Origin of the sequence: Aliirhizobium cellulosilyticum (assembly GCF_014198105.1) — a bacterium.
In the GTDB taxonomy this organism is placed as follows: Bacteria; Pseudomonadota; Alphaproteobacteria; order Rhizobiales; family Rhizobiaceae; genus Neorhizobium; species Neorhizobium cellulosilyticum.
Genome location: NZ_JACIGW010000011.1, coordinates 50,728 through 75,407 on the forward strand (window position 1 = coordinate 50,728; position 24,680 = coordinate 75,407).

General features: G+C 56.7%; 25 protein-coding genes. 12 read left to right on the forward strand and 13 right to left on the reverse strand.

Annotation, left to right across the window (positions count from 1 at the left end; genetic code table 11):
- Nucleotides 1-14: 14 nt before the first annotated feature.
- The 5 genes from gyrB to GGE33_RS25435 form a co-directional block, all read right to left on the reverse strand.
- Nucleotides 15-2,450, reverse strand: a complete 2,436-nt coding sequence (gyrB, locus tag GGE33_RS25415; RefSeq protein WP_183829742.1) for a DNA topoisomerase (ATP-hydrolyzing) subunit B — start codon at nt 2,448-2,450, stop codon at nt 15-17.
- A gap of 141 nt (nt 2,451-2,591) precedes the next feature.
- Nucleotides 2,592-2,948 (reverse strand): helix-turn-helix domain-containing protein, encoded by a 357-nt coding sequence (locus GGE33_RS25420; RefSeq protein ID WP_183829745.1) that lies wholly within the window; start codon nt 2,946-2,948, stop codon nt 2,592-2,594.
- Nucleotides 2,945-3,508, reverse strand: coding sequence for a Smr/MutS family protein (locus GGE33_RS25425; protein ID WP_148143824.1), 564 nt, complete (start codon nt 3,506-3,508; stop codon nt 2,945-2,947). The genes GGE33_RS25420 and GGE33_RS25425 overlap by 4 nt, the downstream gene beginning before the upstream one ends.
- Entirely contained in the window at nt 3,505-4,629 is a 1,125-nt protein-coding gene (mltA, locus tag GGE33_RS25430) for a murein transglycosylase A (RefSeq protein WP_183829748.1), read from the reverse strand. The genes GGE33_RS25425 and mltA overlap by 4 nt, the downstream gene beginning before the upstream one ends.
- Nucleotides 4,626-5,324: a Tim44/TimA family putative adaptor protein gene (locus tag GGE33_RS25435; protein WP_183829752.1), complete on the reverse strand. Its 699-nt coding sequence runs from the start codon at nt 5,322-5,324 to the stop codon at nt 4,626-4,628. The genes mltA and GGE33_RS25435 overlap by 4 nt, the downstream gene beginning before the upstream one ends.
- Before the next feature lie 120 nt (nt 5,325-5,444).
- Between GGE33_RS25435 and GGE33_RS25440 the strand changes: the two genes are divergently transcribed.
- The gene (locus GGE33_RS25440) at nt 5,445-5,969 is read left to right on the forward strand and encodes an FxsA family protein (RefSeq protein ID WP_183829756.1); all 525 of its coding nucleotides are present in this window, start codon (nt 5,445-5,447) and stop codon (nt 5,967-5,969) included.
- Nucleotides 5,970-6,051: 82 nt separating this feature from the next.
- Nucleotides 6,052-6,528: a protein-export chaperone SecB gene (secB, locus tag GGE33_RS25445; RefSeq protein WP_148143820.1), complete on the forward strand. Its 477-nt coding sequence runs from the start codon at nt 6,052-6,054 to the stop codon at nt 6,526-6,528.
- A gap of 110 nt (nt 6,529-6,638) precedes the next feature.
- Here secB and dnaQ read toward each other — a convergent pair whose 3' ends face one another.
- Genes dnaQ through GGE33_RS25470 form a run of 5 tightly spaced genes read right to left on the reverse strand, consistent with a single transcriptional unit; the run spans nt 6,639 to nt 10,248 of the window.
- Nucleotides 6,639-7,343, reverse strand: a complete 705-nt coding sequence (gene dnaQ, locus GGE33_RS25450; protein WP_183829760.1) for a DNA polymerase III subunit epsilon — start codon at nt 7,341-7,343, stop codon at nt 6,639-6,641.
- The gene (coaE, locus tag GGE33_RS25455; protein ID WP_183829763.1) at nt 7,336-7,941 is read right to left on the reverse strand and encodes a dephospho-CoA kinase; all 606 of its coding nucleotides are present in this window, start codon (nt 7,939-7,941) and stop codon (nt 7,336-7,338) included. The genes dnaQ and coaE overlap by 8 nt, the downstream gene beginning before the upstream one ends.
- Complete coding sequence (locus tag GGE33_RS25460; RefSeq protein ID WP_183829766.1) at nt 7,938-8,798, reverse strand: shikimate dehydrogenase; 861 nt, start codon at nt 8,796-8,798, stop codon at nt 7,938-7,940. Before GGE33_RS25460 ends, coaE begins: the two co-directional genes overlap by 4 nt.
- Complete coding sequence (locus tag GGE33_RS25465; RefSeq protein ID WP_394353696.1) at nt 8,791-9,378, reverse strand: Maf-like protein; 588 nt, start codon at nt 9,376-9,378, stop codon at nt 8,791-8,793. Before GGE33_RS25465 ends, GGE33_RS25460 begins: the two co-directional genes overlap by 8 nt.
- 48 nt (nt 9,379-9,426) lie before the next feature.
- Nucleotides 9,427-10,248 carry a pyruvate, water dikinase regulatory protein gene (locus GGE33_RS25470; protein WP_148143815.1) on the reverse strand — a complete coding sequence of 274 codons (822 nt, stop codon included), beginning with the start codon at nt 10,246-10,248 and terminating at the stop codon, nt 9,427-9,429.
- 398 nt (nt 10,249-10,646) lie between these two features.
- Between GGE33_RS25470 and hemE the strand changes: the two genes are divergently transcribed.
- From hemE to GGE33_RS25510, 8 genes are all read left to right on the forward strand, one after another.
- The gene (gene hemE / locus GGE33_RS25475; RefSeq protein WP_394353697.1) at nt 10,647-11,681 is read left to right on the forward strand and encodes a uroporphyrinogen decarboxylase; all 1,035 of its coding nucleotides are present in this window, start codon (nt 10,647-10,649) and stop codon (nt 11,679-11,681) included.
- Nucleotides 11,681-12,229, forward strand: coding sequence for a protoporphyrinogen oxidase HemJ (gene hemJ / locus GGE33_RS25480; RefSeq protein WP_148143814.1), 549 nt, complete (start codon nt 11,681-11,683; stop codon nt 12,227-12,229). The genes hemE and hemJ overlap by 1 nt, the downstream gene beginning before the upstream one ends.
- Before the next feature lie 179 nt (nt 12,230-12,408).
- The gene (gene rho / locus GGE33_RS25485) at nt 12,409-13,674 is read left to right on the forward strand and encodes a transcription termination factor Rho (protein WP_112506460.1); all 1,266 of its coding nucleotides are present in this window, start codon (nt 12,409-12,411) and stop codon (nt 13,672-13,674) included.
- 78 nt (nt 13,675-13,752) lie between these two features.
- Entirely contained in the window at nt 13,753-15,048 is a 1,296-nt protein-coding gene (gene mnmE, locus GGE33_RS25490; RefSeq protein WP_183829772.1) for a tRNA uridine-5-carboxymethylaminomethyl(34) synthesis GTPase MnmE, read from the forward strand.
- A gap of 24 nt (nt 15,049-15,072) precedes the next feature.
- Nucleotides 15,073-16,950: a tRNA uridine-5-carboxymethylaminomethyl(34) synthesis enzyme MnmG gene (mnmG, locus tag GGE33_RS25495; protein WP_183829775.1), complete on the forward strand. Its 1,878-nt coding sequence runs from the start codon at nt 15,073-15,075 to the stop codon at nt 16,948-16,950.
- A complete protein-coding gene (rsmG, locus tag GGE33_RS25500; protein WP_210303923.1) occupies nt 16,947-17,549 on the forward strand; it encodes a 16S rRNA (guanine(527)-N(7))-methyltransferase RsmG in 603 nt (200 codons plus the stop codon). The genes mnmG and rsmG overlap by 4 nt, the downstream gene beginning before the upstream one ends.
- Before the next feature lie 18 nt (nt 17,550-17,567).
- Nucleotides 17,568-18,362, forward strand: coding sequence for a ParA family protein (locus GGE33_RS25505; RefSeq protein ID WP_183829778.1), 795 nt, complete (start codon nt 17,568-17,570; stop codon nt 18,360-18,362).
- 23 nt (nt 18,363-18,385) lie between these two features.
- Nucleotides 18,386-19,264 carry a ParB/RepB/Spo0J family partition protein gene (locus GGE33_RS25510; RefSeq protein WP_183829781.1) on the forward strand — a complete coding sequence of 293 codons (879 nt, stop codon included), beginning with the start codon at nt 18,386-18,388 and terminating at the stop codon, nt 19,262-19,264.
- Between the two features lie 66 nt (nt 19,265-19,330).
- Here GGE33_RS25510 and holA read toward each other — a convergent pair whose 3' ends face one another.
- Genes holA through leuS form a run of 3 tightly spaced genes read right to left on the reverse strand, consistent with a single transcriptional unit; the run spans nt 19,331 to nt 23,536 of the window.
- Nucleotides 19,331-20,365 (reverse strand): DNA polymerase III subunit delta, encoded by a 1,035-nt coding sequence (gene holA / locus GGE33_RS25515; protein ID WP_183829784.1) that lies wholly within the window; start codon nt 20,363-20,365, stop codon nt 19,331-19,333.
- Complete coding sequence (locus tag GGE33_RS25520; RefSeq protein ID WP_246436464.1) at nt 20,353-20,910, reverse strand: hypothetical protein; 558 nt, start codon at nt 20,908-20,910, stop codon at nt 20,353-20,355. Before GGE33_RS25520 ends, holA begins: the two co-directional genes overlap by 13 nt.
- Nucleotides 20,903-23,536, reverse strand: a complete 2,634-nt coding sequence (gene leuS, locus GGE33_RS25525) for a leucine--tRNA ligase (protein WP_183829787.1) — start codon at nt 23,534-23,536, stop codon at nt 20,903-20,905. Before leuS ends, GGE33_RS25520 begins: the two co-directional genes overlap by 8 nt.
- 181 nt (nt 23,537-23,717) lie before the next feature.
- On the opposite strand from leuS, the gene GGE33_RS25530 reads away from it, so the two are divergent.
- The gene (locus tag GGE33_RS25530; protein WP_183829790.1) at nt 23,718-24,377 is read left to right on the forward strand and encodes a YggS family pyridoxal phosphate-dependent enzyme; all 660 of its coding nucleotides are present in this window, start codon (nt 23,718-23,720) and stop codon (nt 24,375-24,377) included.
- An 87-nt stretch (nt 24,378-24,464) separates the two neighbouring features.
- Entirely contained in the window at nt 24,465-24,593 is a 129-nt protein-coding gene (locus tag GGE33_RS25535) for an acetyl-coenzyme A synthetase N-terminal domain-containing protein (RefSeq protein WP_183829793.1), read from the forward strand.
- The last annotated feature ends 87 nt before the right edge of the window (nt 24,594-24,680 follow it).

The window sequence follows — 24,680 nt, forward strand, 5'->3', positions numbered from 1 at the left end:
ACTGAGCAAATGCCTCAGATATCGAGGTTGGCGACGCTCAATGCGTTGTCCTGGATGAACTCGCGACGCGGCTCGACTTCGTCGCCCATAAGACGGGAGAAAAGGCCGTCGGCATCGGTCGCATCGTTCACCTTGACCTGCAGCAGAGAGCGAACATTCGGGTCGAGCGTGGTTTCCCACAGTTGCTCGGCATTCATTTCGCCAAGACCCTTGTAGCGCTGCATCGACAGGCCCTTGCGGCCGGCGGCGAAGATAGCATCGAGAAGCGCACGGGGACCGGAGATTTCCAGCTGGCCATCCTTGCGGGCAAGGATCGGCGAGGTCGAGTAAATTTCCTGCAGACGGCCCGACAGCTGATCGATATGGCGAGCGTCGGCCGAGCCGATCAGCGCGTTATCGATGAAGGCCGCTTCGCGAACGCCGCGTACCATGCGTTCGAAACGCAGGCCACCCTCGTCCGTCACGTGACCGGTCCAGCCGCGTTCCGTCTCTTCCGCAATCATGTCCAGGCGCTGTGCGACGAGGTCGGCGGTCTGCTGGGCACGTTCGCGGTTGTCGGTAAGGTCCGGATTGAGCGCGCCAGCAATTGCCGCCTGCTCGATGATCGAACGGTTATAGCGGGAATGAAGACCGTCGACGAGCGAGCGCAGGCGCTGTGCATCGTGGATCACTTCGCGCATGTCTTCGCCGACACGAACCTCACCGGAACCGACGATCAACCTTGCTTCCTCGATACCCATGCTGATGAGGTATTCCTCAAGCGCCGCCTCGTTCTTCAGGTACTGAACGGACTTGCCGCGCGCGACCTTATAGAGCGGCGGCTGGGCGATGTAGATGTGGCCGCGCTCGATCAGTTCCGGCATCTGGCGGAAGAAGAAGGTCAGGAGCAGCGTGCGAATATGCGCTCCGTCGACATCAGCGTCCGTCATGATGATGATCTTGTGATAGCGCAGCTTGTCGGCGTTGAACTCGTCCTTGCCGATCGATGTGCCGAGCGCGGTGATCAGCGTGCCAATTTCCTGGCTAGAGAGCATCTTGTCGAAGCGGGCACGCTCAACATTGAGGATCTTACCGCGCAGCGGAAGGATAGCCTGGTTTTCACGCGAGCGACCCTGCTTGGCGGAGCCACCTGCACTATCACCCTCGACGAGGAAGACTTCGGACTTGGATGGATCACGCTCGGAGCAGTCAGCCAGCTTGCCCGGCAGGGAAGCGATATCAAGAACGCCCTTGCGGCGGGTGAGCTCGCGCGCCTTGCGGGCGGCTTCACGAGCAACGGCGGCTTCTACGACCTTGCCTACGAGAACCTTGGCTTCTGCAGGGTGTTCTTCCAGCCAAGAACTGAGCGCCTCGTTGACAAGGCTTTCGACAACAGGGCGAACTTCCGAAGAAACCAGCTTGTCCTTGGTCTGCGACGAGAACTTCGGATCCGGAACCTTGACCGACAGCACGGCCGTCAGTCCCTCGCGGCAGTCGTCACCGGTCAACGAAACCTTCTCGCGCTTCATAATACCCGAGGTTTCCGCGTAGGACGTGATCTGCCTTGTAAGCGCTCCTCGGAAACCCGCCATGTGGGTTCCGCCGTCACGCTGAGGAATATTGTTGGTAAAGCAGAGAACATTCTCGTGGTAACTGTCGTTCCACCACATGGCCACTTCAACCGTCATCCCATCCTTCTCGCCCTTGATGGCGACAGGCTTTTCAACGAGCGGTTTCTTCGAACGATCGAGGTAGCTTACGAAGGCCTCGAGGCCACCGTCATAGACCATCTCTTCTTCCTTCACGTCCGGCTTGCGGCGATCCGTGAGCCGAATTCGGACACCCGAATTCAGGAAGGCGAGTTCGCGCAGGCGGTGTTCGAGTGTATTGTAATCGAACTCGGTCATGGTGAAGGTTTCAGGGCTGGCGAGGAAGGTGACTTCCGTGCCTGAACGTCCCTCGTAGTCACCGATTACTTTCAGCGGCGCATCGGCGACACCATGGGTGAAGCGAATTTCATGGACCTTGCCGTTGCGGCGGATCTTAAGCTTAAGCCAGACCGACAAAGCATTGACGACCGAGACGCCAACGCCATGCAGACCGCCTGAAACCTTATAGGAATTCTGGTCGAACTTGCCGCCGGCATGGAGCTGAGTCATGATGACTTCCGCCGCCGATACCCCCTCTTCCTTGTGGATGTCCGTCGGGATACCGCGACCGTTGTCGGTCACGGTGACGGAGCCATCGGAGTTGAGCGTGACGGTGACGATATCGGCATGGCCGGCCAAGGCCTCATCGATCGCGTTGTCGACGACTTCGTAGACCATGTGATGAAGACCGGAGCCGTCATCCGTATCACCGATATACATGCCGGGGCGCTTGCGAACGGCATCTAGGCCCTTCAGCACCTTGATCGAATCGGCACCATATTCTGCACTCGCACCATTTTCGCTGGCGGGTAGATCGGTCATTCAGCTTCTTCCAGTTGGTTCTTCTCGGTGACGCGCGAATCACCGCTTTTTCCGTTTTCAATATAGGAAATCGCGGGCGGCTTCTAAAGGTTGAGCACACCATTATGGCAGGAAAGCCGTGGTTCTTCCCGAGAAAAATGACTATTGCGGGCTCTTCAAGAGCCTGTTGATCTCTTCTACCATCTCTGGCGTCAAAGTGCTAATCCGTTTCGACAGCTGATTGGCCAGAAGCGTGTATTCCGGCGGCAGGCCTGCGGTATCGATAACAACCCTGGGATCGGATGCATCCGCCAGGCGGAAGAGATCGTCCGCCTCGTCCCAGATGATGTTGAAATAGCCGGCAATACGCTGCAAAAGCTCGAAGGTCGGGCGGCCGCGATGGCCATGTTCGAGCGCGGAAAGATAGGCTGGCGTGACGCCTATGGCCTGCGCCAGGGCGCGCTGGGTAACGCCCCTGCGCTGGCGGAGTTCGCGCATCGCCTGGCCGAACGGCGTCAACGGTCCGGCCTTTCTGCACGCGTAAGCCTTACATAAAGGGCACCGTCGCCGCCGTGATGGCGGGCTGCCCATTCATAGGACGAAATCAGGAAACGAAACTCGGCCTTGGAGAACCAGAGCGGGACTGCGCGGCGAAGGGCGCCTTCACTGCCCATCGAACTGCCCTTGCCAGTGATGACGAGAACATGGCGCAAGCCCCGTTCATGCGCCCGATAGATGAAATCGAGCAAAAGGTCATGCGCCTCACCCTGGAAAAGGCCGTGGAGATCGAGGCGCGCCTCGATTGCAAGCCTTCCTTTGGCGAGTTTTTTCTTCGTCGGCTTTTCGAGCGGATAGTGATAGCCGGCCGGCTTCTTAGCGGTGCGAACCTGTTCTGCCAGCTGTTCCGGCACTTCTCGAGGCGATGCGGGTTTCGATTTCTCGACCTCTGCCGCGTGGGCGACTTCTTCGGCCTCGAAGGCGGCAAGATCGGTCCAGCGCTCCTTGAAGGCGCGGGTGGATTTTGCCACCTTGCCCCACAGTATCCGTTCCTCGGAATTGAGTTTACGTCCGCCGTTCATGCTCCAAACCTGCCAGCCGCCGCCTTGGGAATCAGGATATAGAAATCGGCTTCGTTCCTGACAGTTCCGGCGCGTTCTCCCGCTTCATAACCTGAACCAGTAAAGATATCGCCGCGGCTTGGGCCGACAATAGCCGATCCGGTATCGAGTGCCAGCATCAGCCTGGCAAAGGGTTGACCGTCATCGAGATGAAGCAGCGTCGGAGCATGAATGAAGAAGGGATAACCGAATGTATGGATCATACGATCCACAGCAAGGGAGCGCCCGGCGATGAGCGGCACCTTGGCCGCGGCGACGGGACCGAGTGTGTCGTCGGAAACATCGGCATCGCGGAAGAAGATATAGGACCGGTTATGCCAAAGGATTTCATCAACCTTAGCCGGATTCTCGGCTAGCCATTTACGGATGCTCTGCATCGAGATTTTTTCGCGCGGGATTTCCCCGAGATCGATCAGGAGCTTTCCGATCGGAGAAAATGGATGACCAGCCTTTGCGGCATAGGTGATACGGCGAATGTCGCCATCCGGATAACGAAGGCGTGCTGCGCCCTGGACATGGGCGAAAAAGACGTCAACCTTCGACCGTGCCCAAGCAATTTCAAGGCCGCGCCCGGCGAGAAAACCTCGATCGATTTCCTTACGATCCGGATATTCGGTCACACTGGAAGCAGTCGCATGACCGAACATGTAGCCGGAGTCCATTTCGGTAGGCCGGTTGGTTTCGTCAAGATCGATGAGATCGTCAGGACGGAAATAGAAGGGATGGGCGAACGTCTCGTCTGGTTTTGCCGAGACATCGACTTCCGGCTCGTAAAAGGCGGTCACCAGACCCGGCTGGGCGTCATCGCGCTCGATACGGAAGGGAATGCAACTCTCTTCGAAAAACGCGCGCGCCTGCGCTTGCGTCATATCAGACGATAGTATGCCAGCTGCAGCCAGAAGCGGCATCAAGTCATCGGCGGTGAGGCCAAGAACGCCGGTCCGATAGGGCTTCACGTCGCGAATATGGGTAAGACACCGCGCCATCGCATCAAACAAGGCGCGGGGATCGTCCCTTTCCCAACCGGGAAGGTCGCCGAAGGATACGGAAGACAGGCGGTATCCTGGCGAAGTCGGGCTCATTGTTCGGATTCGGTCGCGATCAGTTTCCAGTTCGGATCCTTGGAGCGGACATCCCTTGCAAAGGTCCAGATATCGGTCACTTCGGCAACGGCCTCCTGGTCACCGTCGATTAGCTTGCCTTCCTTGTCGAAGGTAGCCGAAATCAGCTGGCTGACGATGCGAACCGTGACCTGAGCTTCCGACTGCTTGACAGCGGCTTGGGTGAAGGCCGCCTTGTCGATGCCGACGAAAGTGGACTTCACCACTTCGCCGCGGGCCTCGCGTTCGCGGATAGCGGAATCGAAACCTTCAAAGACTTCCTTAGAGAGAAGGCCCTTCAGGGTCTTCCGGTCGCCATCGGCAAACGCCATGACGATCATCTCATAGGCCATCTTAGCGCCGTTTAGGAATTCCTTCGGCTGGAAGGACACATCGGCCCTTATCAGCGACTTCAGCGACTCGTTCAACTCGCTGCCGGGCTTTACGAGAGCATCGACCTCCGCCAGACGCTGATCCTCTTCGCCGGCTTCGCGACGCGGCAAAGTTACGACCTTACCGTCATCCGCAGCGGCAGGGGTTTTAAGCGCTTCGCGCGAGACATATGTCTCCGGCGGCTTCTCGTTTCCCGTCCGGCGGCCGAGCACACTGCGCAGTTGCAGGAAAATCAGGACCGCCGCAACAAGGAAAAAGAGTGTAATGAAGTCGTTGGAACCCATATTAACCCGCAATTACCGTTTAAAAGTTGAATTCACATCATCATATAGTCTGCATTAAGCCATCTTCAAATAGCGAAGGTGTGAGCCTTCGAAACGACCTCGTACAACATTCAATGGATCATGCGCCCATTTATTGCTCTTAGCGTGCTGCTTGCCTGGCCTTTGGCCGAAATCGCCGGATTTGTCGTGGTCGGGCGTGCGCTCGGCCTGTGGTGGACACTTGGCCTCGTCATCGGTACCGGATTGCTCGGCGCCTTCATGATGCGGCAACAGGGCCTGCATCTTTTGAAGAAGCTTTCGGAGCAAAGCCAGCAGGGGCAAATCCCGGCAAGTTCCGTTATCGACGGGGCGATGATCGTCGTTGCCGGCATCCTTCTGCTTCTGCCCGGCTTCGTCACCGACATTATCGGCATCGCACTGTTCATTCCGTTTGTGCGGCGGCTTCTCTGGTCGGCGATCGGAAAGCGTGTCGTGGTGGTCGGCCCCCGCAGCAGCCGTGGCGGTTTCAGCCATCCGGCCGGCGGCGCGCGCGAAAATCCGAATGCAGCCGGCAAGGTCGTCGATCTCGAGGAAGAGGATTTTCATCGGAACACGGATCCGAACCCATCTTCTCCGTGGTCAAAAGGCATTGACCGCGATCCGTGACCATAAGCCAGAGCCACAACGGGTTGTAAGCAAAATGCCTAGATGTTATGCGGCCTCAACGCATCAGTCCTGAGGATATCCCATGGCAGACGAAAACACGCAGTCGGCGAGCCCTTCGCTCAACATTCTTGCCCAGTACACCAAGGACCTTTCCTTCGAAAATCCAGGTGCACCCCGGTCGCTTCAGGCGCGTGACAACGCGCCGGCCATCAATATCGGCGTGAACGTCAACGCCAACCCGCTGTCGGATACCGATTTCGACGTCGTTCTTTCGCTGAACGCCGAAGCCAAGGAAGGCGACAAGGTCGTGTTCGCAGCCGAATTGGTTTATGGCGGCGTCTTCCGCATCACCGGTTTTCCGCAGGAACACATGCTGCCGGTTCTGTTCATCGAATGCCCGCGCCTGCTGTTCCCGTTCGCGCGTCAGATCATCGCAGATGTGACCCGCAATGGCGGTTTCCCGCCGCTGATGATCGATCCAATCGATTTTGCCCAGATGTTTTCGCAGCGCATGGCCGAAGAACAGGCCCGCGCCAAGGTTCAGCCGCTCAACAGCTGATCAGACAAAAATCGGAAAAGCCCGGAAGTTCCGGGCTTTTTTATTGCTCAATCGCTACGTCTCACGCAGTTCCCGGCACAAGACCATTTTGCGCTTTTGCTGGAACGACCCTATTCCTGACGATATTTCAGCCAGATCGCTTTGCCTTTCATAGAGGCGATCATTGATGCATGGTGCTCCAAATCCTTTGCACTCAACCGGTTCGCAAGTGCGCGCGGGCGCACCTGGTCCGTGATGAACACCGTCTCTTCAGCCTCGGCGACTTCTACCACCTGATCTGAGCCGACCAGTCCCAAGGCGGCCTGTCGGCCACCATTCATTTCGATATAAACTTCGGCCAGTAGTTCGGAGTCCAGCAATGCGCCGTGTTTTGTACGGTGGGTGTTATCGATCCCGTAACGACGGCAAAGGGCGTCGAGTGAGTTCGGACCCATTGGGTGTTTGCGACGCGCCATGGCCAGCGTATCGACAACCTGATCGGAAGGTACAGGCGGCAGACCTATCCGCTCGAATTCCGCGTTGATGAAACCCATATCGAAGTTGGCGTTATGGGCGATCCATCGTGCCCCTTCGAAAAAGTCCACGATCTGCTGTGCGACTTCAGCGAAGCTCGGCTTGTCTTTCAAGAACTCGTCCGTGATGCCATGGACAGCCAAAGCATCGGGATGAACCTTACGATCACCCGGATTGATGAAGATGTGGATCGTCTTTCCGCTCGGGAAATTGTTGATCAGCTCGACACCACCGATTTCGATGATGCGATCCTGCTTGGATTCAAGCCCAGTCGTTTCCGTATCGAAAATGATGTCACGCATGTTTTTCACTCCGTATGCCCGACCGTAGAAGATTGATGATCTGCTCTACTCGCTTTTTTGCCTGGTCGAGGCCGCAGCCCGTATCGACCAGAAAATCCGCACGATCGCGTTTCTGCGAATCAGGCATCTGACGGTTCAGGATGAGCTTGAACTTTTCTTCCGTCATGCCTGGTCTGGCAAGAACGCGCTGCCGCTGTATCTGTGGATCACAGGTCGCGACCACAACCACATCGACGCGTTTCTCAGCGCCGGTTTCGAAAAGCAGAGGAATGTCGAGGAGGACGAGATCAGCGCCTGCCAATCTCTGCCTTGCGAGAAACTGCTTTTCCCTGTCTCTCACCAGCGGGTGCACAACTGCTTCAAGCCGGCTAAAACCACCGGGATCGAGTGAAAGTTGCCGGGCCAGTTCCACCCTGTCGATGGCGCCTTCACGAATTGAGCCGGGAAAAGCTTCGCCTACCGGTTTAACTGCATCCGTTCTATAAAGGTCATGCACGACAGCATCGGAATCGTTGACCGGGATACCCGCATCCCTGAACATGCCGGCAGTGGTCGTCTTTCCCATGCCGATCGATCCGGTCAATCCGATAACAATCATGCCGCCGCCTGAATATCCTGAATGATGAGTTGTCGTAGAGCACTGTCGACCACCGGGCGACGACCAAACCATCTTTCGAAACCGGGCACCGCCTGATGCAGCAGCATCCCCAATCCATCGGTCGTCGGATAACCCTGCTCGCGCGCCTGCCGAAGAATAGGCGTTTCAAGCGGGACGTAAACGATATCCGTCACCATTCCACCTGACTTCAGACCCGAAAAGTCGAAGGAAACGGATTCTGCTCCATCCATGCCAAGCGATGTCGTGTTCACAAACAAGCCGGCACCAGCCATGACCTCTTCCAGGGCGGGTAATCCATGCGCATGAATTTTCGGACCGAAACGATCGGCAAGCTCCTTCGCACGTGACATGGTACGATTGACGATGTGGATTTCGTTGATGCCACGATCACGGACAGCCTGAACGACGGCACGGCTAGCTCCGCCCGCACCGAGAATAACGGCGCGATCGACCTTGTCCCAGCCCGGATGATGCCCGTCGAGATTGGCTGCAAAACCGTATCCATCCGTATTCGTCCCATGAAGCTGACCGTCCTGCAGCCAGAGCGTATTGGCTGCACCGAGTTCCTTCGCCAGCTCATCCGGCCGGTCGCTGAGAGCGAAAGCCGTTTCCTTGTGCGGGATCGTGACATTGCCGCCGGAGAAGCCCAGGCTACCGTTTTTCACCCCCTCTATAAAAGCGGCGAAATCCTTTTCGGAAACAGCGACCGCATCATAGCTGCCCGGCAAGCCGTATTGTTTCAGCCAGTGCCTATGAATAATCGGAGAGCGGGAGTGCTTGATCGGCCAGCCGGTCACAAATGCAGCAGGCGGTGAATTTTCGCGTCTATCAGCCATCAATCGCTCCCAGGCGACGGAGTTCTTCCAGAAGCGGAAGCATGGGGAGGCCGAGAATGGTGAAATAGTCACCCTGAATGGCGGAAAAGAGATGGATGCCCTCTCCTTCCAGCTGGTAGCCGCCGACACTCGAAAATGCCTTGTCGCCAATTCTATCGAGATACCGCTCGACATACCCCTCGGTCAGTTCGCGGACTGTCAGCTCGGCATAGGCAACATGCTCCCAGACCACAGTTCCGTTTTTTACAATGGCCACAGCACTGTTAAGCCTGTGCGTCCGATCTGAGAGGGAGAGCAGGTTATCGCGGGCCTCGGCGCGGCTCTTTGCCTTGTGATAGACGCGATCTCCAAGCGACATCGTTTGGTCGGAGCCGATTACGAGCGCATCAGGAAAATAACGCGATACATCCTGCGCCTTCGCCCTGGCCAAGATCCCGGCAACAACTTCGGGGCCAGTGTGTTTTTCAGAGGCCTCTATCTGTCGTTCATCGATATCGGCGGTGCGCGATTCGAATGTCAGGCCGGCATTTTCGAGCAGCATTCGGCGAAAGGGACTTGAGGAGGCAAGGACAAGTGTCACTTCAGGTATCATCTCCGACAAACAGTTCGGGCGAAAAACAGTTCGGGATTACCTGAGCCTTGGTCGCAGGGCAAGAATCGCCGCGGCAGTCTCCTCGATCGAACGGCGGGAAACATCGATAATCGGCCAATTGTTTCGCCCGCAAAGGGCCCGGGCATATTTAAGCTCTTCATTGATGCTGGCGCGATCGGTGTAGGTGTTCCGATCAAGCCCCTGAGAATTGCCGAGTTCCCGGTTTTCCCGGATTTGGGAGATCCGGTCGGTGGTGGCGATCAGGCCAACGATCAGTGGACGAGTGGCACTATAAAGAGCGTCCGGCAACTCGACTCCCGGCACAATCGGGATGTTTGCCGTCTTGATCCCGCGATTTGCCAGATAGATGCTGGTCGGCGTCTTGGAGGTTCGGCTGATGCCGATCAGGACAACGTCAGCTTCATCATAGGTCTCGGGCATCTGGCCGTCGTCGTGGTCCATGGTGAAGTTCAGCGCCTCGATCCTGGCAAAATATTCCTCGTTCAAAGCATGCTGCGCTCCAACACGACGACGCGACGGCGCACCCAGATAGGTCTGGAAAACAGCTAGAACCGGCTCCAGCACATTCACGGAAGGAACGCCCATTTCGCGGCAGCGAAGGTCGATCAGCGATGCCAGATCCTGGTCTACGATCGTATAGAGGACGATACCGGGTTCCGCATCGACAGCGTCAAGCACTGCCACCAGCTGTTTGCGGTTCCTAATCAGCGGATAGACGTGCTCAAGCGCATAGCTGTTCTGGAATTGGGCTGCGACAGCCCGTCCGGCAGAGATCAGAGTCTCGCCGGTAGAGTCAGAAACCAAATGCAAGTGGAAGAAGTTTTTCCGGTTCTCCACGTTATTCTCTACCGTATGTTGATAACTTGGGACAGGCGACCATGTTCAGAGGCGGGAGGGACAGGCCTCGGGAAAACCGCCACTTTTTCCACAATCTGCGATCAGTTGGATTGATGGAACGCGAGGATGTGATTTGCGTGGATAATTGTCATATCTGCCAAACTTATCCACATGTTGTCTACAGATAAAAACTACCCAACACGCCGGTCATACTATTGAATCTTTTATTGAATTTATGATTTTTTCCAGAATTCAAAAATTCCGAGAAATGCTTTTTATATCGCTCGGCGGATATTGGCAAAATTTCGGTTAATCTGGGGTTTGACTTTAATCCTTGATACACACCGACTCTAAGAAATAGAAACCAATAGAAATTGGATTCTTTTTATAAGGGATAGATGCTGGTGCCGGTGAAAAGGAAGATCGTCGACGTGTTGGAGGGGAAAACGGTGACGCCCCCTCCGCTCTGGCTTATGAGACAGGCTGGACGTTATCTTCCCGAGTATCGTGCAACGCGGCAGAAGGCCGGTGGGTTCCTCGATCTCTGTTACACGCCTGATCTGGCTGTCGAGGTCACGCTCCAGCCGATCAGGCGTTATTCGTTCGATGCGGCCATTCTCTTTTCCGACATCCTGGTCATTCCCGATGCTCTGGACAGGAACGTGCGGTTTACGCCCGGCGAAGGGCCACAGATGGATCCGATCGATGAGGCCAGCATCTATTCGCTTAAAGCGGATGGCACTCTTGCGCATCTGTCTCCCGTCCTGGAGACAGTAAAGCGGCTGAGGCAGGAATTGCCTTCGGAAACTGCCCTTCTCGGCTTCTGCGGTGCTCCCTGGACCGTCGCGACCTACATGATTGCCGGCCACGGCACGCCCGATCAGGCCCCTGCCCGTCTCTTCGGTTATCGCAACCGGCAGGCGCTTGAACATCTGCTGGCGTTTCTTGCGGAAATTTCCGCCGAATATCTGATTGCCCAGATCGATGCCGGTGCGGATGCGGTGCAGATCTTTGATTCATGGGCCGGTGTTCTCGGCGAAGCGGAATTCGAAGCCTTTGCAGTGAAGCCGGTTGCACGGATGATCGAGATCGTGCGCAGCAAGCGGCCGAATGCACGCATCATCGCCTTTGCCAAGGGCGCCGGAATGAACCTGCGCCAATACCGGCAAAAGACCGGGGCAGATGCGATCGGGCTGGACTGGAGCGTGCCGCTGTCGTTTGCGGCGGAACTGCAGAAAGATGGGCCTGTCCAGGGTAATCTCGATCCGATGCGGGTCGTGGCCGGAGGCCAATCGCTTGAGGACGGTATCGACGCGATCCTGCAGGTTCTGGGAAATGGGCCGCTGATCTTCAATCTCGGCCACGGCATCACGCCGGAAGCTGATCCGGACAATGTCGCGAAACTGGTCAATCGCGTCAGAGGGTTGGGTTGATGGCGCCGCACCGCGAGGAAGCCGGAAACGAAGGTGCGGGCGGCAAGGCCAAGACGCGTGCCTTCATCGCACTTGCGATATTTCTCCTCATCCTGGGTCTGACCTACGTTTTACGGCCGGATGATTTCATCCTGTATGTGAAAGCATTTCATGTCATCGCCGTGATGTCATGGATGGCAGGGCTTCTCTATCTGCCGCGGCTGTTCATCTATCACACGGATGCACCGATCGGTTCCGAGCGATCGGAAACTTTCAAGATGATGGAAAGGCGGTTGCTGAAGGTCATCATGAATCCGGCGATGATGGTAAGCTGGATGCTGGGGCTTTATCTTGCCTGGGACGTTTACGGATTTCAGGGTGGCTGGCTTCACGGGAAGATTGCCATGGTCGTGGCGCTTACCTGGGTTCATGTGCTGTTTGGTCGCGCGGTTCGCGATTTTGCCGCAGACAAGCCCAGACGTGCCGCAAGGCATTGGCGGATATGGAATGAAGTGCCGACCGTGCTGATGATTGCGATCGTAATCCTCGTTATCGTAAAGCCGTTCTGAGAAAGGGCTTGCCTTTTTCTGAATAAGCCTCTTGCGGCACGCGGAGGGAATCGCTATTTTCGCGACACCTCCATATCGTGGCATGCGTGTAACCGACGTTGTCCCCGGACTTCATCCGCGGAAGCGAATTCCACCGACACGCCCAATTCCCTTATATTTTCTCAAGTGGTCCCCTCTTCATGGCTGAAATGAAGCTTCAAGAACTTAAGAGCAAATCTCCGACTGATTTGCTGACCTTCGCAGAGTCGCTGGAGGTCGAAAATGCCAGCACGATGCGCAAGCAGGAGTTGATGTTTGCAATTCTCAAGGTTCTTGCCAGCCAGGATGTTGAAATCATCGGCGAAGGCGTGGTCGAGGTTCTTCAGGACGGTTTTGGCTTCCTGCGTTCCGCCAATGCGAACTATCTGCCTGGTCCGGACGATATCTACATTTCGCCATCGCAGATCCGCCGGTTTTCCCTGAAGACAGGCGATACCGTTGAAGGACCGATCCGCGGCCCGAAGGAAGGCGAACGCTATTTCGCTCTGCTGAAAGTCAACACGATCAATTTCGACGATCCTGAAAAGATCCGTCACAAGGTTCACTTCGACAATCTGACACCGCTTTATCCGAATGAGCGGTTCAAGATGGAACTCGATATCCCGACGTCGAAGGATAATTCAGCGCGCGTCATCGATCTCGTCGCACCGCTCGGCAAGGGCCAGCGTGGCCTGATCGTTGCGCCGCCGCGTACCGGTAAGACGGTTCTTCTGCAGAACATTGCCCATTCGATTACCGCCAATCATCCGGAATGCTATCTGATCGTTCTTCTTATCGACGAACGTCCGGAAGAAGTGACGGACATGCAGCGCTCGGTGAAGGGCGAGGTCGTTTCCTCGACCTTCGACGAACCGGCAGTTCGCCACGTGCAGGTCGCTGAAATGGTCATCGAAAAGGCCAAGCGCCTGGTCGAACATGGTCGTGACGTCGTCATTCTGCTCGATTCCATCACCCGTCTAGGCCGCGCCTACAACACGGTTGTTCCGTCTTCCGGCAAGGTTCTGACCGGTGGTGTGGATGCAAACGCGCTGCAGCGGCCGAAGCGCTTCTTTGGTGCAGCCCGTAATATCGAGGAAGGCGGTTCGCTGACGATCATCGCGACTGCGCTGATCGATACAGGTAGCCGCATGGATGAAGTCATCTTCGAAGAATTCAAGGGTACCGGTAACTCGGAAATCGTGCTGGACCGCAAGGTTGCCGACAAGCGTATCTTCCCGGCCATGGATATTCTCAAGTCCGGTACGCGTAAGGAAGACCTGCTCGTCCCACGCCAGGATCTGCAGAAGATCTTCGTTCTTCGCCGTATCCTTGCTCCGATGGGAACCACCGATGCGATCGAGTTCCTGATCGACAAGCTGAAGCAGACGAAGAACAATGCGGACTTCTTCGATTCAATGAATACGTAATCCTTAGCCGGATTCTTCGACGAATTTGCAGGCGCCCGACATCGGGCGCCTTTGTCTTTTGTGGATTGGAACGAAGACATGACACAGGCAACAATCTTCGCGCTTTCCAGCGGTCAGCCGCCGGCTGGCGTTGCGGTCATACGCATAAGTGGTCCGGCGACCAAAGCAGTTATTACCGAGATTGTCGGCTCGGTTCCTCTGCCACGAAAGGCAAGCCTCAGAACGATTCGCAACCGAAACGGTGAGATGCTCGATCAGGGCCTGATCTTGTATTTTGAAGCGCCACACTCCTTTACCGGCGAGGATTGTGCCGAGTTGCAGGTTCATGGAAGCCGTGCGGTAGTAAACGCTATTGCGGGGACACTGAGGGAACTGGGTTTGCGGTCTGCCGAAGCCGGTGAATTTGCCCGCCGCGCTTTTGAACACGGTCGGCTCGACCTGGTAGAAGTCGAAGGCCTATCCGATCTGGTGTCCGCCGAAACGGAGATGCAGCGAAAACTGGCGCTTCAAACCGGAATGGGCGTCCTATCAGCCCAATATGGTGGGTGGGCGGAACGTCTGACCCATGCGAGAGCGATGATCGAGGCGGAACTCGACTTCGCGGACGAGGACGATGTACCGGGCTCTGTTGCGGATACGATAGGCGGTGATCTCGCTGCGCTCGTGGCTGAGATGTCCGTTGCGTCGGTCTCGGCGAAATCCGCCGAGATTATTCGCAATGGGTTCAAGGTAGCGATTATCGGGGCTCCGAATGCCGGCAAGTCTAGCCTGCTGAACGCGATGGCAAAACGCGAGGTCGCAATCGTGACCGATATAGCGGGGACCACGCGCGATGTGCTGACGGTAGAGCTGGACATGGAAGGTTATCTGGTTCGACTTCACGACACGGCGGGTATTAGAGAAGCAGAAGACGTCGTCGAGCGCGAAGGTATCGAACGTGCCAAGTCGGCCGCTCGCTCGGCAGATATGATCCTGTATCTTAGGGAAGCGGGATCCACTACAGATATCGTGTACAAAGATTACGGTGTTCCGTATCTCGAAGTGGAAACGAAAGCGGATCTCTCCAAGAGGGATAAAGTCGAGGCAATACGTATTTCGTCTGTAACCGGTGAAGGTCTGGACGAGCTCCATCGAGCTATCGTCGATAGGGCACGGGATAGCTGGAATGGCGGGCTGCCGGCGAGCAATGACAGGCATCGCGAACATATTGCCTTGGCTTCCAAATTCATCGAAAATGCATTAGATGAGCCTCGACTTGAGTTGAAGGCCGATGCGTTGCGGGTGGCCGGAGATGAGCTCGGCAGGATTACCGGTCGCGTCGATGTCGAAGATCTCCTCGATGTGATCTTCTCAAAATTCTGCATTGGCAAATGATTCACGTGAAACATAGAGGCTTCCATGGCTGAATTGACCTTTGATGTGGTCGTCGTTGGTGGCGGGCATGCAGGATGCGAAGCTGCAAGTGCAGCTGGCCGCGTTGGAGCCTCCGTGGCACTGGTAACACACAAGCGCGAAACGATCGGCGTGATGTCCTGCAACCCGGCGATTGGCGGATTGGGCAAAGGTCATCTCGTCCGCGAAATCGATGCGCTTGATGGATTGATGGGACGCGTTGCTGACGCTGCAGGCATCCAGTTTCGTCTTCTCAACCGCAAGAAGGGCCCGGCCGTACGAGGACCGCGCACACAGGCTGACCGCCGGCTTTATCGCGAGGCGATGCAGCGCGAGATCGAAAATCACGCCAATCTGACTGTCGTCGAAGGAGATGCATTCGATATCGAGATAGGGCAGGATGGTGCTGTAAAAGCTCTTCTGCTTGCGGACGGGCGTCGTATTTCCTGCGCTTCAGTTGTCCTTGCTACGGGTACCTTCCTGCGGGGGTTGATCCATATCGGTCAGAAGAAGATCCCGGCCGGTCGTACCGGAGAGGCGCCGTCGGTTGGTCTTTCGGAGACATTGAAGCGACAAGGATTTGCACTTGGTCGCTTGAAAACCGGAACCCCTGCCCGGCTTGATGGACGCACGATCGACTGGGCGTCGATTGATCGTCAGGAAGCTGACGATGTTCCGACGCCATTCTCTTTCATGACCGACCGGATCACCAATCCCCAGATCGCATGTGGCGTCACCAGAACGACACCTGAGACCCATAGGATCATTGCCGATAATATTCATTTGTCGGCTATGTATTCCGGGCAGATCGAAGGCGTCGGCCCGCGTTACTGCCCTTCGATTGAGGATAAGATCGTCCGATTTGGCGAACGCGATGGCCACCAGATCTTCCTTGAGCCGGAAGGTCTCGACGATTTTACGGTTTATCCAAACGGCATTTCGACCTCATTGCCTGAGGATATCCAGCAAGCTTTCGTACGCACCATTCCTGGGTTGGAACAGGTGACGATCCTGCACCCGGCCTATGCGATCGAATACGACCATATAGATCCGAGAGAGTTGCAGCCATGGCTTGAGACGAAGTCGGTGAAGGGCCTGTTTCTGGTCGGGCAGATCAATGGCACGACTGGTTATGAAGAAGCCGGCGCCCAGGGTCTTGTCGGTGGACTGAATGCGGCGAGACGTTCTCAAGGGAGTGAACCGCATATTTTCAGCCGGACTGATTCCTATATTGGCGTGATGATCGACGATCTCATCAATCGTGGCGTGACCGAACCATACCGCATGTTTACCTCAAGAGCCGAGTTCCGACTTTCGCTTCGCGCGGATAATGCCGATATGCGTCTCACAGGCCTCGGAATTAAACTTGGCCTAGTTGGCAGGCATCGGGCGGAGAGGTTCTCGGCCCATGTGGTGGCGCTTAATTCCGGGCGGGATCAGCTTCGGTCGCTCAGCCTCACGCCGAATGAGGCCGCGCAACATGGATTGCATCTTAACAAGGATGGTCAGCGCCGAAGCGCTTATGAGATATTGTCCCATCCCGATATGGAAATTGCCCGCCTAGCGCGTATATGGGGAGAGCTGTCGGGAATGTTGCCCAAGGTTGCCGAGGCTCTCGAGATTGAAGCGGGTTATGCCGTCTATATGGAGCGGCAGGCGAATGACATACGCTCTGCCCAACGAGACGAGGCATTGGCAATCCCTGATCATTTCGATTTTGACACTGTATCAGGTCTGTCCAACGAGCTGAAATTGAAGCTGAGCCGTGCTCAGCCTCGTACCATAGCGCAGGCGGCAAAGATTGAAGGAATGACGCCGGCTGCTGTTACGTTGCTTCTGGCATTGGTGAGGAAAGCAGAAAGAAATATGAGGCAGGCATCTTGATTTCCGATGTTTCACGTGAAACGCAAGATCGGCTTCAGCAATTTGCCGACTTGTTTCAAAAATGGGCCAAGACAATCAATCTGGTCGCCCCTTCGACGCAAGAGGATATGTGGCAGCGCCATATAGCCGATAGTGCGCAAATATTCAGGCTGGCTGACAGAGTGGGAACATGGGTCGATCTCGGTTCAGGTGGCGGATTTCCAGGTATTATCACCGCGATTCTGTTGTCCGAGCATCAGGATGGCTGGGTACATCTTGTTGAAAGCAACCAGAAAAAGGCGGCGTTCTTGCGCGTCGCTCTCGCTTCAACCGGGGCCAGGGGCACTATTCATTCGGTACGTATCGAAGACGCTCCCACGCTTATTCCTCAATGTGATTTCGTTTCCGCTCGTGCGCTGGCTGATCTCGACAAGCTTTTGGAATATGCTTCGCCGTGGCTTCTCGACGGGCCATCAACAGCTTTCTTCCATAAAGGTCGAGATTACGAATCCGAATTGAAGAAAGCACATGGTAGATGGCGCTTTGATTTGGTAAAACACCAGAGTTCAATCCAAGCGGATTCGGTTATCCTAGAGATCGGCAATCTGCAGCGGACATAACCGTAAAGCGGGTGCCAGATGTTTGATAAGCGTCGTATCATCACAATTGCAAATCAAAAAGGCGGCGTCGGTAAAACGACGACGGCCATAAATCTTGCGACTGCACTGGCCGCTATCGGCCAGAACGTTCTAATTGTTGATTTGGATCCCCAGGGGAATGCAAGTACTGGCCTCGGCATCGATCGCCGTGACCGCAAGGTGTCGTCCTACGATATTCTTGTTGGCGACGCCTCGGTTGGTGAAGCTGCGGTTGATACTGCCGTTCCCAACCTGTCGATAGTACCGTCGACGATGGACCTGCTTGGCTTCGAGATGGAAATTTCCCAGGCGCAGGACCGGGCGTTCCGGCTGAAAAAAGCTCTGGTTTCAAGTGGTGCAGAGAAATTCAATTACATTCTGCTTGATTGCCCGCCTTCGTTCAATCTGTTGACGATGAACGCGATGGCTGCGGCAGACTCAGTCCTTGTTCCTCTACAGTGCGAATTTTTCGCGCTTGAGGGCTTGAGTCAGTTGCTTGAGACCGTTGATCAGGTTCGTCGTACCGTCAATCCGGGGCTTGATATTCAGGGTATCGTTTTGACCATGTTCGATGCCCGCAACAATCTCGCACAGCAGGTTGTCAACGATGTCCGCACCTATCTCGGAGAGAAGGTCTATCAGACGCTGATCCCTCGCAATGTTCGCGTGTCGGAGGCACCGTCATATGGTAAGCCGGCTATCCTTTATGATCTGAAATGCGCAGGCAGTCAGGCATATCTGCAGCTCGCCTCGGAAGTCATCCAGCGCGAGAGAATGCGCAAAGTCGCGGCATAGACGTAGTAGATAGGGTAAAGCGTATGAACGACGATGTATCGAAGCGCCGCCTGGGGCGCGGTCTGGCGGCGCTGATCGGCGAGATGGATCAGCCTATGCCGACGGGCAATGCGCCGGTCAATGTCAGTCCTGACCGGATGGTGCCGATCGAGAACATCACGCGCAACCCGCGCAACCCGCGCCGTCATTTCGACGAAAGCGAATTGCAGGATCTGGCAAGTTCGATCCGTCAGCACGGGATAGTTCAGCCGATCGTCACGCGGACGCTGCCAGACGGCCAGTTCGAGATCATCGCGGGTGAACGCCGCTGGCGTGCTTCCCAGCTTGCCGGTCTGGTGGAAGTGCCGGTTATCGTGCGCAACGTCGATGACAGGACCGCGCTCGAAATCGCAATCGTTGAAAACGTTCAGCGGTCCGATCTCAATCCGCTGGAAGAAGCGCTGGGCTATGAGCAGCTTATCGCCGAGCACGGATATACGCAAAACGATCTGGGCGACATTATCGGCAAGAGCCGAAGCCATGTAGCGAACAGCCTGCGTCTTCTGAAGCTGCCCTCGCCCGTTCGAGACATGCTGTCATCCGGCACGCTCTCTGCCGGTCATGCCCGCGCGCTGATCCCGACATCCGACCCGACGGCGCTTGCAAAGGCGGTTGTCGCAAAGGGCATGTCTGTACGTGATGCAGAGCGTCTGGCGCAGAACGATATCCGTTCGCAGTCGGAACCGCAGACTGCGACGAAGCCGGAAAAAGATTCGGATACGGTTGCCCTGGAGCGGACGTTGACGGATTCCCTTGGGCTGGAGGTGAAGATCAACCACAGGGGTGGCCCGGGTCAGATCAGGATCTCCTACAAGACTCTTGAGCAGCTTGAAGAAATCTGCCGCCTGCTGGAGCGTCGCTGAGGCACGCAGAGATAGTTTGGTTGTCTTCCGTATAAGCTGCGCAAAGCCTTGTTTTTGCGCAGCTTTTTACTGTTTTGATGCTTGAAGTGCGGCGCCTAGAAGAGCATGAAATACAATGCTCGGCTCAAGACTTTGTCTTTGACGGGACATCAGTATGGCGGACTGGATGCGTGAGGCTTCGCGGCTGGCGGCTTCGGGCCTCCATACCCTGAGAGCTTTCTCAAAGACGGGTTTGCGCTTGAAATGGATATGGCGGCCGAGGGTTGCCATAACCTGGCCGGCCGGCGTTCGCTTCTCCTCCATCTCGATCTTCATCGCATCAAGCAATTGAAACTGCTTCAGGCACGATTGCAGGATAAGGAATAGCGGTGTCTTGGAGGTGAGGATCTTCTGGAATGCGCGATGAAAGGCCGGAAGGTCGCCGGTCAATATCGCATCGACAGCGTCGTCTGCGGACACACTGCTGGCATCCCCGATGATCTCATCGACATGGTGTTCCTCGATCCTGTCCATTCCTCGGCAGTAAAGCGCAAGCTTGCGGATCTCGTTGCGCGAGGCCACGCGATCACCACCCAGCTGGTCAATCAGCTGTCGCCGAGCTTCGCTGGTGATCGTTAGTGAATCACTTGCCAGTTCGGTATCGATAAGCGCGTTGAGTGCGCGGGCATCGTCGGCGTAACACGGTATCACGGCGACAGCCCGGGACGGCTCGACGATCTTTCTGAGACCGCTTCCCTTTTTCAGGTCGCCTGCCTCGATGAGGAGCGTATTGGCAGGCGCGCCCTGCCCCAGAATGGTCTGGACGGCATCCAGGACAGGCTTCTCATTGTTCACGCCGCGCAGCCATATGAGCTTCTCGCCGCCGAAAAGTCCCATTGCATTGACTTCGTCCAGAAGCCGTCCAGGATCGCCTTGAAGGTCGGAAACGTCGAGCTTCAGGAGCGCGAAGGGATCATCGAGTGAAACTCCACTGCGCTTGGCAATGAGGTTTGCCCGTTCCGATACAAGTCCGCGATCTGGTCCGTAGATGACGTAGAAGCGATAGAGCTCGGCGCCCTTTTCAACAAAGCGATCGAACTCGTGCGACTTTATTTCTGCCATGCGGGTTGCTGCAGCGGTGGCTCTTTGGCAAGGACGATCGCGACATCCGCGCGGATGAACTCTGCCAGTTCGCGCGCTGCGCGGTTTTCACCATCCCTGATGGCGCGCAGTTTGGCGAAGCTCTGGCGAGACACGTCGATCAGCGCAACACTGGAATGTTCACTGCGCTTGAGAACTTGGCCGTCGACGCTACGGGTCAGCGTGTAGGAGCCGGTTACCTGGACACGGCCGGCAACGGGAACGCTGGCCTCCGCCAGTCCGTCATCGTCGAGAACGTTCGATGCCGTGCTGGAAACATGCAGGGTGACAGTATAAGCCGGATTCAGAGGCTCGCCGGCACCGCCGGCAGCCAGGAACACCAACTCGTTGCGAACGACCTGCTCAACGCGGTTCTTCGGCTCGGAAAAGCCCACGGATGCGAGCTTGGGGGCCGTGCCACCGGCCTGCGAATAAAGCGGCCGAACCTGGCAGCCTGCCAGGCCAGCGCAGAGCGCCAGCCCCAGAAGGAGGGCGCTACGACGTGGCAAAGATGAGCGGTCAGGCAACAATGTTCACGATCCTCTGTGGGACAACGATGATCTTCTTCGGCGCGCGGCCTTCGAGCGCAGCTTTCACCACGTCCAGCGCCAAAACTGCAGCTTCAACAGTACTTTGATCCGCGTCGCGCGCGATTGTCAATTCGCCACGCTTCTTGCCATTGATCTGGACAGGCAGTGTGACATCGTTCTCGACAACCAGCGCTTCATCGAAGTTCGGCCAAGCCGTTTTCGATACCATTTCGCCATTGCCAAGTACGGTCCAGCATTCCTCGGCCAGATGTGGTGTCATCGGTGCGACGATCTGGATCAGGATTTCCGCAGCGTTGCGAACGGCAGCGCGATAGGCCTCGTCACCCTTGCCCGCAGCAACATCGGTCAGTGGGGCTGCAAGGGCGTTTACGAGCTCATAGATGCGCGCCACGGCCTTGTTGAAGGAGAGCTTGTCCAGATCACCCTGAACCGCCTGCAGTGTTTTGTGGGCAAGCTGTGAGATCGCCAGGCCGTCACCGTCCTTGGCAGGAGCCGGTGAAACGGTCTTCAGATTGTCGGCGGCTTCCGAGATCAGACGCCAGAGGCGCTGGGTGAAGCGATGCGCGCCTTCAACGCCTGCTTCCGACCAGATCACGTCGCGATCGGGCGGGCTGTCGGAGAGTACGAAGAAGCGGGCCGTGTCAGCGCCGTAAGATGCTATGATATCGTCGGGATCGACGACATTCTTCTTGGACTTCGACATCTTCTCGATCGAGCCGATGGTAACTTCTTCGCCGTTCCTCAACAGCGTTGCCGTGCGCTTGCCGTCGGTTTCCTCAATCTTGATGTCGGCCGGGGCGATCCATTCGCCCTTCTGGCCTTCCGCGCCCAAGCGATAGGTTTCATGCACGACCATGCCCTGGGTGAAGAGGCCCTTGAAGGGCTCCTTGACCGCGACATGGCCGGTCTCGCGCATGGCGCGGGTGAAGAAGCGGGAATAGAGCAGGTGCAGGATCGCGTGTTCGATGCCGCCGATATACTGATCGACCGGCAGCCAGTGGTTGGCAACCTTCGGATCGGTCGGCTCGTTCAGCCACGGAGCGGTGAAGCGGGTGAAATACCAGCTGGAATCGACGAACGTGTCCATCGTGTCCGTCTCGCGACGGGCATCGTGTCCGCATTGCGGGCAAGAGACGTGGCGCCAGGTGGCGTGACGGTCGAGTGGGTTGCCCGGCAGGTCGAAGGTTACGTCGTCGGGCAATTGCACCGGCAGGTCCTTCTTCGGCACAGGAACTACGCCGCATACCTCGCAATGGATGACCGGGATCGGGCAGCCCCAGTAGCGCTGGCGGGAAATACCCCAGTCACGCAGGCGGAAATTGACTTTGCGCTCGCCCTGGGGCGCGTCTGCCAGCACTTGCTGCGACAGCTTGTCAGCGACAATCTGGAAGGCTTCTTCCGTCGTCTGGCCGTCGAGGAAGCGCGAATTGATCATCACGCCGTCATCGACATAAGCAGTTTCGCCAACCTCGAACGTTGCTGCATCGCCATCGGCCGGCATGACGACCGGGACGACCGGGAGATCGTATCTGCGAGCAAAATCCAGGTCGCGCTGGTCACCCGACGGGCAGCCGAAGATAGCGCCCGTGCCGTATTCCATCAGAACGAAGTTCGCGACATAGACCGGCAGTTCCCAAGAAGGATCGAGCGGATGTTTCACGCGGATGCCGGTGTCGATGCCCTTCTTCTCGGCCGTTTCGAGCGCTGCGAGCGAGGTGCCCTGACGGCGGCATTCTTCAGCGAAGGATTCGATAGCCGGATTCCTTACCGCTGCGGCCTTGGCCAGCGGATGGTCGGCAGCGATCGCCAAGAAGGATGCCCCGAACAATGTGTCAGGGCGGGTTGTGTAGACGGTGACTTCGGTTTCGCCGGCGGGAGCGGTGGAAGATACGATTTCCCAGCGCACGGCCATGCCTTCGGAACGGCCGATCCAGTTCTTCTGCATCAGGCGGACCTTTTCAGGCCATTGATCGAGATGATCCAGCTCGTCCAGCAGGTCCTGGCTGAAATCGGTGATCTTGAAAAACCACTGAACCAGCTCGCGCTGTTCGACCAGCGCACCGGAGCGCCAGCCGCGGCCGTCGATCACCTGCTCGTTGGCCAGAACCGTCTGGTCGACCGGGTCCCAGTTGACCTTCGACTGCTTGCGATAGACCAGGCCCTTTTCCATCATGTCGAGGAAGAGGTGCTGCTGCTGCTGGTAATATTCGACGTCGCAGGTGGCGAATTCACGGGACCAGTCCAGCGACAGGCCCATTGCCTTCAGCTGCTTCTTCATCGATTCGATGTTCTGGTAGGTCCAGGATTTCGGATGAGTCTTGTTGTCCCGCGCGGCGTTTTCCGCCGGCATGCCGAACGCGTCCCAGCCCATCGGGTGCAGAACGTTGAAACCGCGGGCGCGCTTGTAGCGAGCAACCACGTCGCCCATCGCGTAGTTGCGCACATGGCCCATGTGGATGCGGCCGGACGGATAAGGGAACATCTCGAGGACGTAATATTTTTCCCGCGGGTCGGCGTTGTCGGTTTCGAAAACCTTCGCCTCGTTCCATTTCTGCTGCCAACGGGGTTCAGCATCGCGCGGGTTGTAACGTTCAGTCGCCATCTGGATGATATTCCGGGAAATCAAGATAAAAGATACGGGCAGACCTTCACCATGAATGGCCGCAAGCGTCAAGTTTTTGAGGCTTGCGGGGCGTCAAACTTTGATGCGGAATGCCCTTGGCAGAGCCTCATATGGGCTTTAATCGCTGATCTCACAAGAAATGCGGAAAAGGATGCGGGCAATGGACATCGAAGAACGGTTGCAGGACGTGAAGGGCAAGATCGCCAAGGCGGAGAAATATGCCAAACGTCCGGCAGGTTCCGCGACGCTGGTCGCCGTGTCCAAAACCTTCGATGCCGACGCGATCCGTCCCGTGATTGCTGCAGGCCAGCGTGTGTTCGGCGAAAACCGGGTGCAGGAAAGCCAAGGCAAATGGCCGGATCTGAAGGCCGAGACCGCTGGTATCGAACTGCATTTGATCGGGCCGCTGCAATCCAACAAGGCTGCCGACGCGATTGCGCTGTTCGACGTGATCGAGACGGTCGATCGCGAGAAAATCGCCCGGGCGCTGGCGGAAGAGATGACGAAGCAGGGCAAAACGCCAAAACTCTATGTGCAGGTCAATACCGGGCTCGAACCGCAGAAGGCGGGTATTGCGCCGAAGGAAACGAAAGCCTTTGTCGAATTCTGCCGCAAGGATCTCGGGCTTTCCATCGAAGGCCTGATGTGCATTCCGCCGGCGGAAGAAAATCCAGGCCCTCATTTCGCGCTGCTTGAAAAACTCGCCAGGGAATGCGGCGTCGAAAAACTCTCGATGGGCATGTCCGGTGATTTCGAGACGGCCGTCGAGTTCGGTGCAACGAGCGTCCGCGTCGGGTCGGCCATTTTCGGCGCGCGATAGGCCTACCCCCTTCGTCGGGGTTTCCGGCACCTCCCGACCAGCCTAGATTGCTTCTATCAGGCTCGGCTCATGTAACGGGAGGTGCATATGCAAAGCCGCTATTTCGACGTTTATGGCGCGTGGCGGTGGGATCCGGAAGGGTTCTGGGAGGAGGCCGCCAAGGCAATCGACTGGTTTAGGCCGCCGGACAGCATTTTTGACCCGGATCTGGAGTGAACCCCTCGGGCTGGACCACAGGACAGGGAAAAACTGATACACTCTGCGGGCCTTAATCGGAGAAGGCTCATGAAGTCCCGAGGTCCA

What these genes read in the sequence shown, in the direction of transcription:
- gyrB (WP_183829742.1), bottom strand. Translation starts at nt 2,450, where the DNA reads ATGACCGATCTACCCGCCAGCGAAAATGGTGCGAGTGCAGAATATGGT.
- GGE33_RS25425 (WP_148143824.1), bottom strand. Translation starts at nt 3,508, where the DNA reads ATGAACGGCGGACGTAAACTCAATTCCGAGGAACGGATACTGTGGGGC.
- leuS (WP_183829787.1), bottom strand. Translation starts at nt 23,536, where the DNA reads ATGGCGACTGAACGTTACAACCCGCGCGATGCTGAACCCCGTTGGCAG.
- mnmE (WP_183829772.1), top strand. Translation starts at nt 13,753, where the DNA reads ATGACACAGGCAACAATCTTCGCGCTTTCCAGCGGTCAGCCGCCGGCT.
- coaE (WP_183829763.1), bottom strand. Translation starts at nt 7,941, where the DNA reads ATGATTGTTATCGGATTGACCGGATCGATCGGCATGGGAAAGACGACC.
- GGE33_RS25460 (WP_183829766.1), bottom strand. Translation starts at nt 8,798, where the DNA reads ATGGCTGATAGACGCGAAAATTCACCGCCTGCTGCATTTGTGACCGGC.
- GGE33_RS25535 (WP_183829793.1), top strand. Translation starts at nt 24,465, where the DNA reads ATGCAAAGCCGCTATTTCGACGTTTATGGCGCGTGGCGGTGGGATCCG.
- rho (WP_112506460.1), top strand. Translation starts at nt 12,409, where the DNA reads ATGGCTGAAATGAAGCTTCAAGAACTTAAGAGCAAATCTCCGACTGAT.
- GGE33_RS25440 (WP_183829756.1), top strand. Translation starts at nt 5,445, where the DNA reads ATGCGCCCATTTATTGCTCTTAGCGTGCTGCTTGCCTGGCCTTTGGCC.
- hemE (WP_394353697.1), top strand. Translation starts at nt 10,647, where the DNA reads ATGCTGGTGCCGGTGAAAAGGAAGATCGTCGACGTGTTGGAGGGGAAA.
- GGE33_RS25530 (WP_183829790.1), top strand. Translation starts at nt 23,718, where the DNA reads ATGGACATCGAAGAACGGTTGCAGGACGTGAAGGGCAAGATCGCCAAG.
- mnmG (WP_183829775.1), top strand. Translation starts at nt 15,073, where the DNA reads ATGGCTGAATTGACCTTTGATGTGGTCGTCGTTGGTGGCGGGCATGCA.
- GGE33_RS25510 (WP_183829781.1), top strand. Translation starts at nt 18,386, where the DNA reads ATGAACGACGATGTATCGAAGCGCCGCCTGGGGCGCGGTCTGGCGGCG.
- GGE33_RS25435 (WP_183829752.1), bottom strand. Translation starts at nt 5,324, where the DNA reads ATGGGTTCCAACGACTTCATTACACTCTTTTTCCTTGTTGCGGCGGTC.
- dnaQ (WP_183829760.1), bottom strand. Translation starts at nt 7,343, where the DNA reads ATGCGTGACATCATTTTCGATACGGAAACGACTGGGCTTGAATCCAAG.
- GGE33_RS25505 (WP_183829778.1), top strand. Translation starts at nt 17,568, where the DNA reads ATGTTTGATAAGCGTCGTATCATCACAATTGCAAATCAAAAAGGCGGC.
- holA (WP_183829784.1), bottom strand. Translation starts at nt 20,365, where the DNA reads ATGGCAGAAATAAAGTCGCACGAGTTCGATCGCTTTGTTGAAAAGGGC.
- mltA (WP_183829748.1), bottom strand. Translation starts at nt 4,629, where the DNA reads ATGAGCCCGACTTCGCCAGGATACCGCCTGTCTTCCGTATCCTTCGGC.
- hemJ (WP_148143814.1), top strand. Translation starts at nt 11,681, where the DNA reads ATGGCGCCGCACCGCGAGGAAGCCGGAAACGAAGGTGCGGGCGGCAAG.
- secB (WP_148143820.1), top strand. Translation starts at nt 6,052, where the DNA reads ATGGCAGACGAAAACACGCAGTCGGCGAGCCCTTCGCTCAACATTCTT.